Origin of the sequence: Saccharothrix obliqua (assembly GCF_019375475.1) — a bacterium.
Classification (GTDB): Bacteria; Actinomycetota; Actinomycetes; order Mycobacteriales; family Pseudonocardiaceae; genus Actinosynnema; species Actinosynnema obliqua.
This window is the reverse complement of the sequence record NZ_JAHXGQ010000007.1, coordinates 1-15,306: the sequence shown is the minus strand read 5'-3', so window position 1 is coordinate 15,306 and position 15,306 is coordinate 1. Positions and strand designations below refer to the sequence as shown.

The following is a 15,306-nucleotide window of genomic DNA, read 5'->3' as shown; positions in this document are numbered from 1 at the left end:
GGCCGGATCACCTAGGATCGACCCGCCGCTCCGCACCCATCGCGGGGTGGCTTCCACACGGCACGCGACGGGAGCTGTCCACCAACGATGTCCGGAGCCAACGACCCGTACGACCCGAAGCAGGTCGCGGCGCTCTCACCGGAGGCGCTCGACCAGGCGGTGGCGCAGGCGCGGGAGGCGTTCGCACGGGCGGCCGACCTCGACGAGCTGGCCGCCGCCAAGCCGGGCCACCTGGGCGACCGCGCCCCCGTGCCGCTGGCGCGCCGCGAGATCGGCGCGCTGCCGCCCGCGGCGAAGGCCGAGGCGGGCAAGCGGGTGAACGAGGCGCAGAACGCGGTGAAGCTCGCGTTCGAGGAGCGCCGCGCCGTGCTCCAGGCCGAGCGCGACGAGCGGGTGCTGCGCGAGGAGTCGGTGGACGTCACGCTGCCGTGGGACCGCGTGCCGCGCGGCGCGCGGCACCCGATCACCACGCTCGCGGAGCGCGTCGGCGACGTGTTCGTGGCCATGGGCTACGAGGTCGCCGAGGGCCCCGAGGTGGAAGTCGAGTGGTTCAACTTCGACGCGTTGAACTTCGGCAAGGACCACCCGGCGCGCACCATGCAGGACACGTTCTACGTGGCGCCCCAGGACTCCGGCCTGGTGCTGCGCACCCACACCAGCCCCGTGCAGGCGCGCACGCTGCTGGACCGCGAGCCGCCCGTCTACGTGGTGTGCCCCGGCCGCACGTTCCGCACCGACGAGCTGGACGCGACCCACACCCCGGTGTTCCACCAGGTCGAGGGCCTGGCCGTGGACAAGGGGCTGACCATGGGCCACCTCAAGGGCACGCTCGACGCGTTCGCGCGCGCCATGTTCGGCGAGCAGTCCCGCACCCGCCTGCGGCCCAGCTTCTTCCCCTTCACCGAGCCGTCCGCCGAGGTGGACGTGTGGTTCCCGGAGAAGAAGGGCGGCGCGGGCTGGGTCGAGTGGGGCGGCTGCGGCATGGTCAACCCCAACGTGCTGCGCAACTGCGGCGTCGACCCGGAGGTGTACTCCGGGTTCGCCTTCGGCATGGGCCTGGAGCGCGCCCTCCAGTTCCGCAACGGCCTGCCCGACATGCGGGACATGGTCGAGGGCGACGTCCGCTTCACCCAGCCGTTCGGAACGGAGGCATGACCGGTGCGTATCCCGGTTACCTGGCTGGTCGAGAACCTGGAGTTCCGCGAGCCCCCGACGCCCGACGAGATCGCCGAGGCGTTCGTGCGGATCGGCCTGGAGGTGGAGGACGTCCACCGGCTCGGCGCGGTCACCGGACCGCTGGTGGCGGGCCGCGTGGTGGAGATCGAGGAGCTGACCGGCTTCAAGAAGCCGATCCGCCACTGCCGCGTCGAGGTCGGTCCGGACCAGGTCAACGGCATCGTCTGCGGTGCGACGAACTTCGTCGAGGGCGACACGGTGGTCGTGGCGCTGCCCGGCGCGGTGCTGCCCGGTGACTTCGCGATCGCCGAGCGCAAGACCTACGGCCGGCTCAGCCAGGGCATGATCTGCTCGCCCCGCGAGCTGGGCCTGGGCGACGACCACCTGGGCATCCTGGTGCTGCCCAGCGGCACCGCGCAGCCCGGTGACGACGCCGTGGAGCTGCTCGGCCTGGGCGACACGGTCATCGAGGTCGCGCCCACCCCGGACCGCGGTTACGCGTTCTCGGTGCGCGGCCTGGCCCGTGAGCTGGCGTGCGCGTTCGACGTGCCGTTCGGCGACCCCGGCCTGGCCGAGATCCCCGAGGCCGAGGGCGAGGTGCTGCCCGTGCACGTGGAGGCGGCGTCGGGCTGCTCCCGGTTCGTGGCCCGCCGCGTGACCGGCGTCGACCCGACCGCGCCGACCCCGTGGTGGATGCGGCGGCGGCTGATGCTCGCGGGCATCCGCGCCATCTCGCTGCCGGTGGACGTGACCAACTACGTGATGCTGGAACTCGGCCAGCCGCTGCACGCGTTCGACGCCTCCGCCGTGCGCGGCGGGCTCGTGGTGCGGCGCGCGGCGGCGGGGGAGAAGCTGACCACGCTGGACGACGCGGTGCGCGCGCTGGACCCGGACGACGTGGTGATCGCCGACGACAGCGGCGTGATCTCGCTGGCGGGCGTGATGGGCGGCGCGTCCACCGAGGTCCGCGACACCAGCACGGACATCCTGCTGGAGGCCGCGCACTGGGACCCGCCGTCGATCGCGCGGACCGTGCGGCGGCACAAGCTGCCCTCCGAGGCGGCCAAGCGGTTCGAGCGCACCGTGGACCCCGCGCTGGCGCCGGTGGCGCTGGAGCGCGCGGCCCGGCTGCTGCACATGTTCGGCGACGGCAGCATCAAGCCCGGTCGCACGGACGTGGGCGCGCCGACCCTGCCGTCGCCGGTGACGATGCCGATCGACCTGCCCGACCGGGTGGCGGGCGTGCGGTACGCGCGGGGCGTCACGGCGCGGCGGCTGGGCCAGATCGGCTGCCAGGTGGAGGTCACCACCGGCGACGACGGCTCGACCATGGTCACCGCCGTGCCGCCGACCTGGCGGTCGGACCTCACCCAGCCCGCGGACCTGGTGGAGGAGGTGCTGCGGCTGGAGGGCTACGACACGATCCCGTCCACGCTGCCGCCCGTGCCCGCCGGTCGCGGCCTGACCGAGCGGCAGCGGCGGCGGCGGACCGTGTCGCGCGCGCTGGCCGAGCACGGTTTCGTCGAGGTCAAGCCGTTCCCGTTCGTCTCGCCCGCGGTGTTCGACGCGTTCGGGCTGCCCGCGGACGACGTGCGCCGACGCGTGCTGAGCGTGCTCAACCCGTTGGAGGCGGAGAAGCACGCGTTGGCCACCACGCTCGTGCCGGGGCTGTTGGAGACCTTGCAGCGCAACCTGGCGCGTGGGGCGAAGGACGTCGCGTTGTACACCGTGGCGCAGGTGACCCTGCCGCGTGCCGAGCAGGTGCCCGTGCCCGAGGTCGGCACCGGTGCGCGGCCGTCGGACGAGCAGGTCGCCGCGTTGGTGGCCGCGCTGCCGCAGCAGCCCGTGCACGTGGCGGGTGTGCTGACCGGCCTGCGCGAGCAGGCGGGCTGGTGGGGCAGGGGCCGGCCCGCGGACTGGGCGGACGCGGTGGAGGCCGCGCGGCTGGTCGGCCGGGCGTACGGCGTGGAGCTGACCGCCGTGGCGTCGGCGCTCGCGCCGTGGCACCCGGGCCGGTGCGCCGAGCTGCGGGTGGGCGACTGGCCGGTCGGCCACGCGGGCGAGCTGCACCCGAAGGTCGTGGAGGCGCTGGGCCTGCCGAAGCGGTCGGTGGCGTTCGAGCTGGACCTCGACGCGTTGCCGCTGGACGACCACCGGCCGGCGCCGGTCGTGTCGCCGTACCCGCCGGTGCTGCTGGACGTGGCCGTCGTGGTGCCCGCCTCGGTGCCCGCCGAGCAGGTGGCGCGTGCGTTGCGCGCCGGTGGCGGCGAGCTGCTGGAGGACCTGCGGCTGTTCGACGTGTACGCGGGCGACCAGGTCGGCGAGGGCAGGCGGTCGCTGGCCTACGCGCTGCGGTTCCGCGCACCGGACCGCACGCTGACCGTCGAGGAGGCCACGGCGGCGCGTGACGCGGCCGTCGCCGAGGCGGCGGAGCGGTTCGGCGCGGTGCTCAGGGGCTGACGAGCGGCCCCGGGTCCGCAGTGGTGCGGGCCCGGGGTTCGTCCGGCCGAGTGAAACACTCGGTGTCCGACCTAATGGGAACGTGCTGTTCAAGTCGCCCGGTGTGATGTGTCAAGAGGTCTTTGTACCTGTCTTTCCGGGTCTGCTTGGTTCTTGCGCCGAGGTTGAACGTTCTCCAAGATTGGCTTCGCGGCCCGTTGGGGCCGAGGGGCGAAGCGATGAACCGCCGGGCGAGTCTGGTCGCCGGTCCGGCGGGGAGCTAGCGGCGAACCCACCGCCTGATGCAGCAGTCGTAGCGAGGTTGCCTCATGCGTAGCTTGGGACCGCGGATGGAAGTCGCCGTCGCGATGACGATCCTGGGCGTGGGCGCCGCCGTGGTCGCCGCGATGCACCTGACGTGGCCGGAACCCCAGTTGCCCCCGATGGCCTACGCGGTGAGCAACGGCGAGGCGGGCGTCGCGGACCTGGAGCCGTTCGTGATCGACGACATCTCCGGCGCGCCGGTCGAGCTGACGCCCGGCGCCGAGGGCGCGCGGCTGGTGCGGTTGTCGAACCCGAACCACGTGGACATCGTGGTGATCACCCTCCAGGCCGTGCCCGGCCAACCGCAGGACGCGGCGCACAACCGCGTGCCGGACTGCCCGTCCGGGGTGCTGACGGTGGTGCCGATGGAGCGGCCGGTGACCATCCCGCCGGAGGGTTCGGTGGAGGTGGAGATGGTCGTGCGGATCTCGCCGGACGTGCCGGACGCCTGCCAGGACTCCGTCTTCCCGCTCACCTACTCGGGCCGCGCCACCCGCGGTTAGGGCCCACCAGGTCCGTCACCCGGTGCAGGCGGCGCTCGGCGACGTCCAGCAGCGGCGGCACGAGCAGGGCGGTCATCCCGACCTCCACCGCCGCGCCGTCGTGGCTCGCGCGGTCGCCGACCACCAGCGCCTCGTCGGGCTCGACGTCGAGCGCGGCCAGCGCCGCGTGGAAGGCCGCCGGGTCGGGTTTCACCAGACCGGTTTCGCACGACAGCGTGAACGCGTCCACCGGCAGCCCGGCGAACGCCGGGCGGATGTCGAAGTGGATGTCGCTGAGCACGCCGACGCGCACGCCCCGGTCGTGCAGCGCGTGCAGGGTCGCGGCGGCGTCGTCCGCGAACGGCGTGAACGCCGGGTCGGATTCGACCGCGTAGAGCGCGTCGGCCAGTTCGTCGGGCAACCCGGCCGCGGCGAACGCCCCGTAGTAGGACGCCCGGTGCAGCACGGGGTCCGCGTCGGCCTCCGGCGGCGGCGCCGGCAACCCGGCGAGCACGGCGGCGAGGTCGGCCGCCGCGGTCTCGTCGCGGCCCGACCGGCGCAGCGCGGCGGTCGCCCACCGCCGGAACGTCGGCGCGAGCACCAGGGTGCCCCGCCAGTCGAAGATCACCGCACGCATGCCGCCCAAGCTAACGGCGAACGACGTCGTGTGTCCGATCACGCTTCGGGAATGCGTTTGAGTGACTTTGCATCACCGTGCATACTTATCCGCATGACGGTTCGGATCGCGGTCGCGGGAGCCAGCGGGTACGCCGGGGGAGAGCTGCTGAGACTGCTGCTCGGTCACCCGGACGTGGAGATCGGCGCGCTCACCGCGGGCGGCAACGCGGGCACGCCGCTGCACGCGCACCAGCCGCACCTGCTGCCCCTGGCCGACCGGGTGCTGGAGGAGACCACCCCCGACCGGCTCGCGGGCCACGACGTGGTCTTCCTCGCCCTCCCGCATGGCCACTCCGCCGAGATCGCCGCGCGGCTCGACGCCGACACGCTCGTGGTGGACTGCGGCGCGGACCACCGCCTCACCGACCCGGACGCCTGGACGCGCTGGTACGGCGGCCCGCACGCGGGCAGCTGGCCCTACGGCCTGCCCGAGCTGCCCGGCCACCGGGAGAAGCTGGTGGGCGCGCGCCGCGTCGCCGTGCCCGGCTGCTACCCGACCGTCGCGTCCCTCGCCCTCGCGCCCGCCATGGGCCTGGTCGAGCCCGACGTCACCGTGGTCGCCGTGTCCGGCGCGTCCGGCGCGGGGAGGTCGCTCAAGCCGAACCTGCTCGGCTCCGAGGTCATGGGCTCGCTCAGCGCGTACGGCGTCGGCGGCGCGCACCGGCACACCCCCGAGATCATCCAGAACCTGTCCGGCGCCGCCGGCACGCCCGTGCGGGTGTCGTTCACGCCGGTCCTCGCGCCGCTGCCGCGCGGCATCCTCGCCACGTGCACCGCCGCGCTCACCCCCGGCACGACCGCGGCCGACGTCCGCGCCGCCTACCAGCGGGCCTACGCCGACGAGCCGTTCGCGCACCTGCTGCCGGAAGGCCACTGGCCGACCACGGGCGCGGTGCTCGGCTCGAACGCGGTGCAGCTCCAGGTCACCGTCGACCCCGACCTGGACCGCCTGGTGGTCGTGGCGGCGGTGGACAACCTGGCGAAGGGCACCGCGGGCGCCGCGGTGCAGTGCATGAACCTCGCCCTCGGCCTGCCGGAGACCACCGGCCTGTCCACCGTTGGAGTTGCCCCGTGACGACCGACCGTCCCACCGCACCGACGCGCGAGCGCGGCGTCACCGCGCCCAAGGGCTTCCGGGCCGCGGGCGTGGCCGCCGGCATCAAGGAGTCCGGCGCGCCGGACCTCGCGCTGGTCGTCAACGACGGCCCGGGGCAGGCCGCCGCCGGCGTGTTCACCACCAACCAGGTCAAGGCCGCGCCCGTGCTGTGGTCCCAGCAGGTGCTCAAGGAGCGCAAGCTGACCGCCGTCGTGCTCAACTCCGGCGGCGCGAACGCGTGCACCGGGCCGGAGGGCTTCCAGGACACGCACGCCACCGCCGAGAAGGTGGCCGAGGTGCTGGGCGTCGGCGCGATCGAGGTCGCCGTGTGCTCCACCGGCCTCATCGGCGAACGCCTGCCCATGGACCGCCTGACGGCGGGCGTCGAGGTCGCCGCCGCGGAACTGGCCGCCACGGACGAGGCCGGCCTGGCCGCCGCCACCGCCGTGATGACCACCGACACGCACCCCAAGCAGGCGTGGCTCGCGCACCCCGGCGGCTGGTCGGTCGGCGGGTTCGTCAAGGGCGCGGGGATGCTCGCGCCGAACATGGCCACCATGCTCAGCGTCATCACCACCGACGCGGTCGTCGACGGCGACACCCTCGACCAGGCGCTGCGCGCCACCACGGCGCGGACCTACGACCGGCTCGACGTCGACGGCGGCACCTCCACCAACGACACCGTGCTGGTGCTGGCGTCCGGCGCGTCCGGCGTCGCGCCCGCGCCGGAGGAGTTCGCGGCCGTGCTCACCGCCGTGGCGGGCGACCTGGTGCGGCAGTTGCAGGGCGACGCGGAGGGCGTCACCAAGCGGGTCGCGATCACCGTGCGCGGTGCGGGGTCCGAGGCGGACGCCGTCGCGGTCGCCCGCACCGTCGCCGAGGACAACCTCGTCAAGACCGCCCTGTTCGGCTCCGACCCCAACTGGGGCCGCGTCGCGATGGCCGTCGGCCGCGCGCCCGCCACCGTCGACCAGCACGCGCTGGGCATCACGATCAACGGCGTCACCCTGTTCCGGGACGGCCACAAGGCCGCCGACCGGAGCGAGGCCGACCTGTCCGGGCCCGAGGTGGCGATCGTGGTGGACCTGAACCTCGGCGCCGGCGAGGCCACCGTGCTCACCACCGACCTGTCGCACGGCTACGTCGAAGAGAACAGCGCGTACAGCTCGTGAACGCCCGGGCCAAAGCGGAGGTGCTGATCGAGGCGCTGCCGTGGCTGCAACGCTTCCGGGGCGCGACGGTCGTCATCAAGTACGGCGGCAACGCCATGGTGGACGACCGGCTCAAGCGGGCGTTCACGCAGGACATGGTGTTCCTGAAGCTCGCCGGCCTGCACCCGGTCGTGGTGCACGGCGGCGGACCGCAGATCGCGGCCATGCTGGGCAGGCTCGGCATCGAGAGCGAGTTCCGCGGCGGCCTGCGGGTGACCACGCCCGAGGCGATGGACGTGGTGCGCATGGTGCTGGTCGGCCAGGTGCAGCGCGAACTCGTCGGCCTGATCAACGGCCACGGCCCGTACGCGGTCGGCCTGTCCGGCGAGGACGCCCACCTGCTGACCGCCGTCCGCCGCCCCGCGCTGGTGGACGGCGAACCCGTGGACATCGGCCTGGTCGGCGACATCGTGGGCGTCAACCCGGAGGCCGTGCTGGACATCGTCGCGGCGGGCCGCATCCCGGTCGTGTCCACCGTCGCGCCCGACGCGGACGGCGTGGTGCACAACGTCAACGCCGACACGGCCGCCGGCGCGGTCGCGGTCGCGCTGCGGGCCCGGAAGCTGGTGGTCCTCACCGACGTCGAGGGCCTCTACGCGGACTGGCCCGACCGCGGCTCGCTGCTGCACCGGATCGGGGCGGACGCCCTGGAGGAACTGCTGCCGCGCCTGGACAGCGGCATGGTCCCGAAGATGGAGGCGTGCCTGCGCGCGGTCCGCGGCGGCGTGCCGGAGGCGCACGTCATCGACGGCAGGCTGGCGCACTCCGTGCTGCTAGAGGTTTTCACGTCCGAAGGGGTCGGCACCATGGTGACCCCGCACGCGACCGATGGGGTGAATGGCTGATGAGCGACCAGCAGCGGTGGCAGGCCGCGATGATGAACAACTACGGCACCCCGGACCTCACCCTGGACCGCGGCGAGGGCGCGTACGTCTGGGACACCGACGGCAACCGCTACCTGGACCTGGTGACCGGCATCGCGGTGAACGCGCTCGGCCACGCGCACCCCGCCGTCGTCGCCGCCGTCACCACGCAGATCGGCAAGCTCGGCCACACCTCCAACCTCTACATCAACGAGCCCGCGCTCAAGCTCGCCGAACGCCTGCTCGACCTCGCGGGCCTCGACGGCCGCGTGGTGTTCTGCAACTCCGGCGCGGAGGCCAACGAGGCCGCGTTCAAGCTCACCCGGCGCACCGGCCGCACCAAGGTCGTCGCCACCGAGGGCGGTTTCCACGGCCGCACCATGGGCGCGCTCGCGCTCACCGGCCAACCCGGCAAGCGCACCCCGTTCGAACCGCTGGTGCCGGGCGTGCGGCACGTGCCGTACGGCGACGTGGCGGCGCTGGCCGCCGCCGTGGACGACGAGACCGCCGCGTTCATCGTGGAACCCGTGCAGGGCGAGCAGGGCGTGGTGGTGCCACCGGAGGGCTACCTCCAGGCCGCCCGCGAGATCACCGCCCGGCACGGCGCGCTGCTCGTGCTGGACGAGGTGCAGACCGGCGTCGGCCGGCTCGGCAGCTGGTTCGCCTTCCAGCAGGTCGGCATCACGCCGGACGTGATGACGCTGGCCAAGGGCCTCGGCGGCGGGCTGCCGCTGGGCGCGTGCCTCGCCTTCGGCCCGGCCAAGGACCTGTTCGAACCCGGTCACCACGGCACCACCTTCGGCGGCAACCCGGTGTGCTGCGCCGCCGCGCTCGCCGTGCTCGACACCATCGCGGCGGACGGCCTGCTGGAGCACGCCGCCGCCGTCGGCAAGGAGATCGCCGCCGGGGTGGAGGCCCTCGGGCACCCGCTGGTCACCGGTGTGCGGGGAGCCGGCCTGCTGCTCGGCATCACGCTGCGCGAGGCGGTCTCGGCGAAGGCCGCGGCGGCCGCGCGGCGGGCCGGCTACCTGGTCAACCCCATCCAACCCGACGTGCTGCGGCTGGCGCCGCCGCTGGTGCTGGCGGAAGAGGACGCCCACCGGCTGGTGGCGGACCTCCCGTCGTTCCTGTCCCCGGCCGAGGAGTCCTGAGCCATGGTGCGGCACTTCCTGCGCGACGACGACCTGTCACCCGACGAGCAGACCGCGGTGCTCGACCTCGCCGACGAGTTCAAGGCCGACCGGTTCAGCCCGAAACCGCTCGCCGGGCCGAAGTCGGTCGCGGTGATCTTCGAGAAGAACTCCACCCGCACCCGGTTGTCGTTCGAGGTCGGCATCGCCCAGCTCGGCGGGAACCCGGTGATCATAGACGGCCGCTCCATGCAGCTCGGCCGCGAGGAGACCATCGAGGACACCTCCCGCATCCTGTCCGGGTACGTGGACGCCGTGGTGTGGCGGACGTTCGCGCAGAAGCGCATCGAGGCCATGGCGTCCGTGTCGCGCATCCCGGTCATCAACGCGCTCACCGACGAGTTCCACCCGTGCCAGGTGCTCGCCGACCTCCAGACCATCCGGCGCGTGCACGGCGGGCTCGCCGGCCTCACCGTCACCTACCTCGGTGACGGCGCGAACAACATGTCCAACTCGATCCTGCTCGGCGGCGTCACCGCGGGCATGAACGTCCGCATCGCCGCGCCCGAGCACTTCCTGCCCGCGCCGTGGGTCCTCGACGACGCCCGCAAGCGCGCCGCCGACACCGGCGGCGGCGTCGAGGTGATCACCGACCCGAAGGCCGCCGTGGACGGCGCGGACGTGCTGGTGACCGACACCTGGACGTCCATGGGCCAGGAGAACGACGGCCGCGACCGCGTCGGCCCGTTCCGGCCGTACCAGGTCAACGCCGACCTCGTCGCCGCCACCGGCGTGCGCACCACCGTGCTGCACTGCCTGCCCGCGCACCGCGGCTGGGAGATCACCGACGAGGTGCTGGACGGCCCGGACAGCGCCGTGTGGGACGAGGCCGAGAACCGCCTGCACGCCCAGAAGGCGTTGTTGGTGTGGCTGCTGGAGCACTCGCGGTGACCCGCACCGCCCGCCAGGCCCGCATCGTCGAACTCGTGCGGCAGCGCGCCATCCGCAGCCAGTCCGAGCTGGCGAAGACCCTGGCCGCGGAGGGCATCGAGGTCACCCAGGCCACGCTGTCGCGCGACCTGGACGAACTCGGCGCGGTCAAGCTGCGCGGCGCGGACGGCGGCGCGCCGGTCTACGTGATCCCCGAGGACGGCAGCCCCGTGCGCGGCGTGCAGGGCGGCACCTCCCGGCTGGAGCGGGTCCTCGCCGAGCTGCTGGTGTCGGTCGACTCCTCGGCCAACCTCGCCGTGCTGCGCACGCCGCCGGGCGCGGCGCAGTTCCTGGCCAGCGCCCTGGACCGGGCCGCGCTGCACGACATCGTCGGCACCATCGCGGGCGACGACACCATCCTCGTGGTCGCCCGCGAACCGCTCACCGGCGCCGAGCTGGCGGCCCGCGTGTCCGCACTGGCCGAGGGCGACTGACCCCCGCCCCGGCGACGGCCGGACCCGCGCCGTGTGCGAAGCTCCCCGGCGCGGTCGCGTCGACCACCGCGCGTGCCGAACCCGCAACCCACGACCAGGGCGGCCTGGGCCGCCGCGAACAGGAATCCGGACAAGTGACTGCACTCTGGGGCGGGCGGTTCGCCAGCGGACCGGCCGACGCCATGGCCCTGCTGTCGGCGTCGACCCACTTCGACTGGCGACTCGCCCCCTACGACATCAGGGGCTCCCGCGCGCACGCCCGCGTCCTCCACCGCGCCGGCCTGCTCACGGCGGACGAACTGGACCGGATGCTCGCCGCGCTGGACGCCCTGGACGCCGACGTGGCGTCCGGCGCGTTCACGCCCGTGCTCGCCGACGAGGACGTCCACACCGCCCTCGAACGCGGCCTCATCGAGCGCGCGGGCCCCGAGCTGGGCGGCAAGCTCCGCGCCGGCCGGTCCCGCAACGACCAGGTCGCCGCCCTGTTCCGGATGTGGCTGCGTGACGCCGCGCGCCGCCTCGCCGAGGGCGTGCTGGACGTGGTCGACGCCCTCGCCGACCAGGCCGCCGCGCACCCCGCCGCCGTCATGCCCGGCCGCACGCACCTCCAGTCCGCCCAGCCCGTGCTGCTCGCGCACCACCTCCTCGCGCACGGCCAGGCCCTGCTGCGCGACGTGGACCGCCTGCGTGACTGGGACGCGCGTGCCGACTCCTCGCCCTACGGCGCCGGCGCGCTGGCCGGGTCCTCGCTCGGCCTCGACCCCGCCGCCGTCGCCGCCGAACTCGGCTTCACCGCGTCCGTCGAGAACTCCATCGACGGCACCGCGTCCCGCGACTTCGCGGCCGAGATCGCGTTCGTGCTGGCCATGATCGGCGTCGACCTGTCCCGGATCGCCGAAGAGGTGATCATCTGGACCACGGCCGAGTTCCGGTTCGCCGTCCTGGACGACGCCTGGGCCACCGGCAGCTCGATCATGCCGCAGAAGAAGAACCCCGACGTCGCCGAGCTGACCCGCGGCAAGGCGGGCCGCCTCATCGGCAACCTCACCGGCCTGCTGGCCACCCTCAAGGCCCAGCCGCTGGCCTACAACCGCGACCTCCAGGAGGACAAGGAGCCCCTGTTCGACTCCGTCGAGCAGCTCGAACTCCTCCTGCCCGCGCTCACCGGCATGATCGCCACGATGCGGTTCGACACCGACCGGATGGCCGAGGTCGCCCCCGCCGGGTTCACCCTCGCCACCGACATCGCCGAGTGGCTGGTCCGCCAGGGCGTGCCGTTCCGCGTCGCGCACGAGGCCGCGGGCGAGTGCGTGCGCGTCGCCGAAGCACGCGGCGTCGGCCTCGACGCGCTCACCGACGACGAGTTCCAGGGCATCTCGCCGCACCTCAAGCCCGAGGTGCGCGACGTGCTGACCGTGGCGGGCTCCATCGCGTCCAGGGACGGGCACGGCGGCACCGCGCCCGCCCGCGTCGCCGAACAGCTCACGCGGTTGCGCGCCAAGGCCCGGTCGGCCCGCCGTGGGTGACCTGCTCACCGAGCAGGAGCTGTCGATCGACCCCGTCGACGCCGCACGGCTGCTGCTCGGCTCGGTGATCGAGAGCACCACGCCCGACGGGGTGGTCGGCGTCCGGGTCGTGGAGGTCGAGGCGTACCGCGGTGGCGACGACCCGGCGTCGCACTGCTACCGGGGCCGCACCCCGCGCAACGACGTCATGTTCGGTCCGGCAGGTCACCTGTACGTGTACTTCGTGTACGGGATGCACTTCTGCGCCAACGTCGTCTGCCTGACCGACGGCGTGCCCGGCGCCGTGCTGCTGCGCGCGGGCGAGGTGGTCGCGGGGGAGGAGCTGGCGCGCCTGCGCCGCCCCTCCGCCCGCAGCACCGCCGAACTCGCCAAGGGCCCGGCACGCCTCACCAGCGTGCTGGGCCTCGACCGCGCGCACAACGGCGTCGACCTGACCTCGCCCGACTCCTCGGTGCGGCTGCTCGCGGGCGACCCGGTGACCGAGATCCGCACCGGGCCGCGCGTGGGCGTCGCCGTCGCCGTGGACGTGCCGTGGCGGTTCTGGGTCGACTCACCCGCCGTGAGCACCTACCGCCGGGGGACGCGCCGCACCCGCGTCGGCTAGACCTCGCCGAACACGTGGGTGCCCGGCGCGTCCTCGTCGTCACCCGCCCAGAACTCCACCCAGTGCCGGGCGAACTCGCCCTTCGAGATGTGCCCGTCGCCGTCCAGGTCGAGCCGGGCGAAGACGGCGTCGGTCGGCGTGTCCGCCCCCGTCCACGCCCGGATCAACCGGCCGTACTCGGGGGCCGAGATCTCCCCGTCGCCGTCCTCGTCCACCGCCTCGAACATGGACTCCGCCGTGGCCACCACCAGGTCCAGCATGGTGCCCAGGTTGTCCACCACGGACAGCAGCTCGTCGAACGTGACCCGGTCGTCCCGGTTCTCGTCCGACGCCGAGCGCAGCGTGTCCCACCAGTTCATCACCAGCTCGCGCAGGCGCGTGCCGTCGCCGTCGCGGATGCCCGCCCACCGCTCGGTGAGCGCCTCGAAGTCCGCTCGTTCCAGGTAACCGTCGTCGTTGGCGTCCATCGCGCGGAACACGATGGCGCTCTTCCGCTTCTGCAAGTCGCTCGCCACCACGCCAACGTGGCGTCCTCGGCGCTCCACGACAATTGGCCACCGGGGCGATTTTTCCTCACCCGAGTGAATCTTGCGGTGACCCTGGGTAGCGCCGGCCGTGCCGGGCCCCACCGCCGCCGCACCGCCGGAAACCGCTTTGACCAGGTAGGGGAGAATGGCTCCCCGTGAGTGAGCACATCCTCGACGAGCTGTCCTGGCGCGGCCTGATCGCGCAGTCCACCGACCTCGACGCCCTCCGCGGGGATCTCGACGCGGGTCCGCTCACCCTCTATGCCGGGTTCGACCCGACCGCGCCCAGCCTGCACGCCGGCAACCTCGTCCCGCTGCTCATGCTGCGGCGCTTCCAGCGGGCCGGGCACCGGCCCATCGTCCTGGCGGGCGGCGCGACCGGCACGATCGGCGACCCCCGCGACAGCGCCGAGCGCGCCCTCAACCCGCTGGACACCGTCGCCGAGTGGGCGGACCGCATCCGCGGCCAGCTGGAGCGGTTCGTGGAGTTCGGCGGTGACACCGGCGCGATCGTGGTCAACAACCTGGAGTGGACCAGGGGCCTGTCCGTGCTCGACTTCCTCCGCGACGTCGGCAAGCACTTCTCGGTCAACGTGATGCTGGCCCGGGACACGGTCAAGCGGCGCCTCGACGGCGACGGCATGTCGTACACCGAGTTCAGCTACCTGCTGCTCCAGTCGCACGACTACCTGCGGCTCAGCCGCGAGTACGGCACGCGGCTCCAGGTGGGCGGCTCCGACCAGTGGGGCAACATCGTCGGCGGCGTGGACCTCGTGCGGAAGGTCGACGGCCGGTCGGTGCACGCGTTGACCGCGCCGCTGGTCACCGACTCCGAGGGGCGCAAGTTCGGCAAGTCCACCGGCGGCGGCAACGTGTGGCTCGACCCGGAGATGACCTCGCCGTACGCCTGGTACCAGTTCTTCGTGAACGTCGGCGACGCGGACGTCGTGCGCTACCTGCGCCTGTTCACGTTCCTGACGCGCGAGGAGATCGCGGAGCTGGAGCGGCAGACCGCCGAGGCGCCGCACCTGCGCGCCGCGCAGAAGCGGCTCGCCGAGGAGTTCACCAACCTGGTGCACGGCGAGCACGAGACGCGGCAGGTGATCGCGGCGAGCCAGGCCCTGTTCGGGCGGGGCGAGCTGCGGGAGCTGGACGAGGCGACGCTGCGGGCGGCCATGGCGGAGGCGCCGACCGGCGAGGTCGTCCTGGCGGACGGGCCGACCGTCGTGGACCTGCTGGTGGTCTCCGGGCTGGCGGACAGCAAGGGCGCGGCGCGGCGCACCGTCAAGGAGGGCGGCGCGTACGTGAACAACGTGAAGGTGACCGACGAGGAGTGGCGGCCCGCCCCCGCCGACCTGCTGCACGGGACGTGGCTCGTGGTGCGTCGCGGCAAGCGGAACACGGCCGGCGTGCGCGTTCGGGTGTGATCGCGGTCACACTGTTGTGCGCAGGGTGGGTCGGATAGCGTGGTGGCGAGTGCTGCACGGGCTGCTGACCTGCGGTTTCAGCCCGTGCGGCCGCCCTGCGCCCCCGATTTGACCTCCACGTCGGGTGCGTGTAACTTTCTCTCTGCCAGCGCGGAACGGGCCGGGAAAACCGGAACGGAGCGCGGCAGGTCACGAACCAAGCTCCCGCCCAGTGTGGTAGAGTGGGTGACCGCGAAACGGGAAGACCCAGCCGAGGCCACCGAGTGGCCGCTCCGGCCAGGGCGTCTGGTTTCACCAACAACTTTCTGAAGCACAAGCCTCGGATCGAGCCGCGCGAGCGGTGAGTGATGATGAGCGCGTGTTCCTTGAGAACTCAACAGCGTGCCGAATAGCCAGTAA

General features: G+C 73.4%; 14 protein-coding genes. 12 read left to right on the top strand and 2 right to left on the bottom strand.

The genetic code is table 11. From position 1 onward, the window contains the following. Window positions 1-87: 87 nt before the first annotated feature. From pheS to KZQ38_RS21965, 3 genes are all read left to right on the top strand, one after another. Complete coding sequence (gene pheS, locus KZQ38_RS21975; protein WP_219444054.1) at window positions 88-1,155, top strand: phenylalanine--tRNA ligase subunit alpha; 1,068 nt, start codon at window positions 88-90, stop codon at window positions 1,153-1,155. A 3-nt stretch (window positions 1,156-1,158) separates the two neighbouring features. Further along, window positions 1,159-3,636 (top strand): phenylalanine--tRNA ligase subunit beta, encoded by a 2,478-nt coding sequence (pheT, locus tag KZQ38_RS21970; RefSeq protein ID WP_219444053.1) that lies wholly within the window; start codon window positions 1,159-1,161, stop codon window positions 3,634-3,636. A 308-nt stretch (window positions 3,637-3,944) separates the two neighbouring features. Continuing rightward, a complete protein-coding gene (locus KZQ38_RS21965) occupies window positions 3,945-4,442 on the top strand; it encodes a hypothetical protein (RefSeq protein ID WP_219444052.1) in 498 nt (165 codons plus the stop codon). Here KZQ38_RS21965 and KZQ38_RS21960 read toward each other — a convergent pair. After that, complete coding sequence (locus tag KZQ38_RS21960; protein WP_219444051.1) at window positions 4,411-5,058, bottom strand: HAD family hydrolase; 648 nt, start codon at window positions 5,056-5,058, stop codon at window positions 4,411-4,413. The genes KZQ38_RS21965 and KZQ38_RS21960 overlap by 32 nt on opposite strands. 93 nt (window positions 5,059-5,151) lie before the next feature. Between KZQ38_RS21960 and argC the strand changes: the two genes are divergently transcribed. From argC to KZQ38_RS21920, 8 genes are all read left to right on the top strand, one after another. Then, window positions 5,152-6,174: an N-acetyl-gamma-glutamyl-phosphate reductase gene (gene argC, locus KZQ38_RS21955; protein WP_219444050.1), complete on the top strand. Its 1,023-nt coding sequence runs from the start codon at window positions 5,152-5,154 to the stop codon at window positions 6,172-6,174. After that, window positions 6,171-7,367 carry a bifunctional glutamate N-acetyltransferase/amino-acid acetyltransferase ArgJ gene (argJ, locus tag KZQ38_RS21950; protein ID WP_219444049.1) on the top strand — a complete coding sequence of 399 codons (1,197 nt, stop codon included), beginning with the start codon at window positions 6,171-6,173 and terminating at the stop codon, window positions 7,365-7,367. Before argC ends, argJ begins: the two co-directional genes overlap by 4 nt. Beyond that, a complete protein-coding gene (gene argB, locus KZQ38_RS21945; RefSeq protein ID WP_219444047.1) occupies window positions 7,364-8,251 on the top strand; it encodes an acetylglutamate kinase in 888 nt (295 codons plus the stop codon). Before argJ ends, argB begins: the two co-directional genes overlap by 4 nt. Continuing rightward, window positions 8,251-9,420 (top strand): acetylornithine transaminase, encoded by a 1,170-nt coding sequence (locus tag KZQ38_RS21940; RefSeq protein ID WP_219444045.1) that lies wholly within the window; start codon window positions 8,251-8,253, stop codon window positions 9,418-9,420. The genes argB and KZQ38_RS21940 overlap by 1 nt, the downstream gene beginning before the upstream one ends. Before the next feature lie 3 nt (window positions 9,421-9,423). Then, window positions 9,424-10,350 (top strand): ornithine carbamoyltransferase, encoded by a 927-nt coding sequence (argF, locus tag KZQ38_RS21935; protein ID WP_219444043.1) that lies wholly within the window; start codon window positions 9,424-9,426, stop codon window positions 10,348-10,350. Beyond that, the gene (locus tag KZQ38_RS21930) at window positions 10,347-10,823 is read left to right on the top strand and encodes an arginine repressor (RefSeq protein WP_219444041.1); all 477 of its coding nucleotides are present in this window, start codon (window positions 10,347-10,349) and stop codon (window positions 10,821-10,823) included. The genes argF and KZQ38_RS21930 overlap by 4 nt, the downstream gene beginning before the upstream one ends. Before the next feature lie 182 nt (window positions 10,824-11,005). Beyond that, on the top strand, window positions 11,006-12,349 hold the full coding sequence (gene argH, locus KZQ38_RS21925) for an argininosuccinate lyase (protein ID WP_372452275.1): 1,344 nt from the start codon (window positions 11,006-11,008) through the stop codon (window positions 12,347-12,349). Between the two features lies 1 nt (window position 12,350). Then, complete coding sequence (locus KZQ38_RS21920) at window positions 12,351-12,953, top strand: DNA-3-methyladenine glycosylase (RefSeq protein ID WP_257901982.1); 603 nt, start codon at window positions 12,351-12,353, stop codon at window positions 12,951-12,953. Here the strand turns inward: KZQ38_RS21920 and KZQ38_RS21915 are convergent. Then, window positions 12,950-13,468, bottom strand: a complete 519-nt coding sequence (locus KZQ38_RS21915) for an EF-hand domain-containing protein (protein ID WP_219444038.1) — start codon at window positions 13,466-13,468, stop codon at window positions 12,950-12,952. The two genes, KZQ38_RS21920 and KZQ38_RS21915, sit on opposite strands and share 4 nt — an antisense overlap. Window positions 13,469-13,635: 167 nt before the next feature. Here KZQ38_RS21915 and tyrS point away from each other — a divergent pair, with 167 nt between their 5' ends. Further along, window positions 13,636-14,907: a tyrosine--tRNA ligase gene (gene tyrS, locus KZQ38_RS21910; RefSeq protein ID WP_219444036.1), complete on the top strand. Its 1,272-nt coding sequence runs from the start codon at window positions 13,636-13,638 to the stop codon at window positions 14,905-14,907. Window positions 14,908-15,306 lie beyond the last annotated feature (399 nt).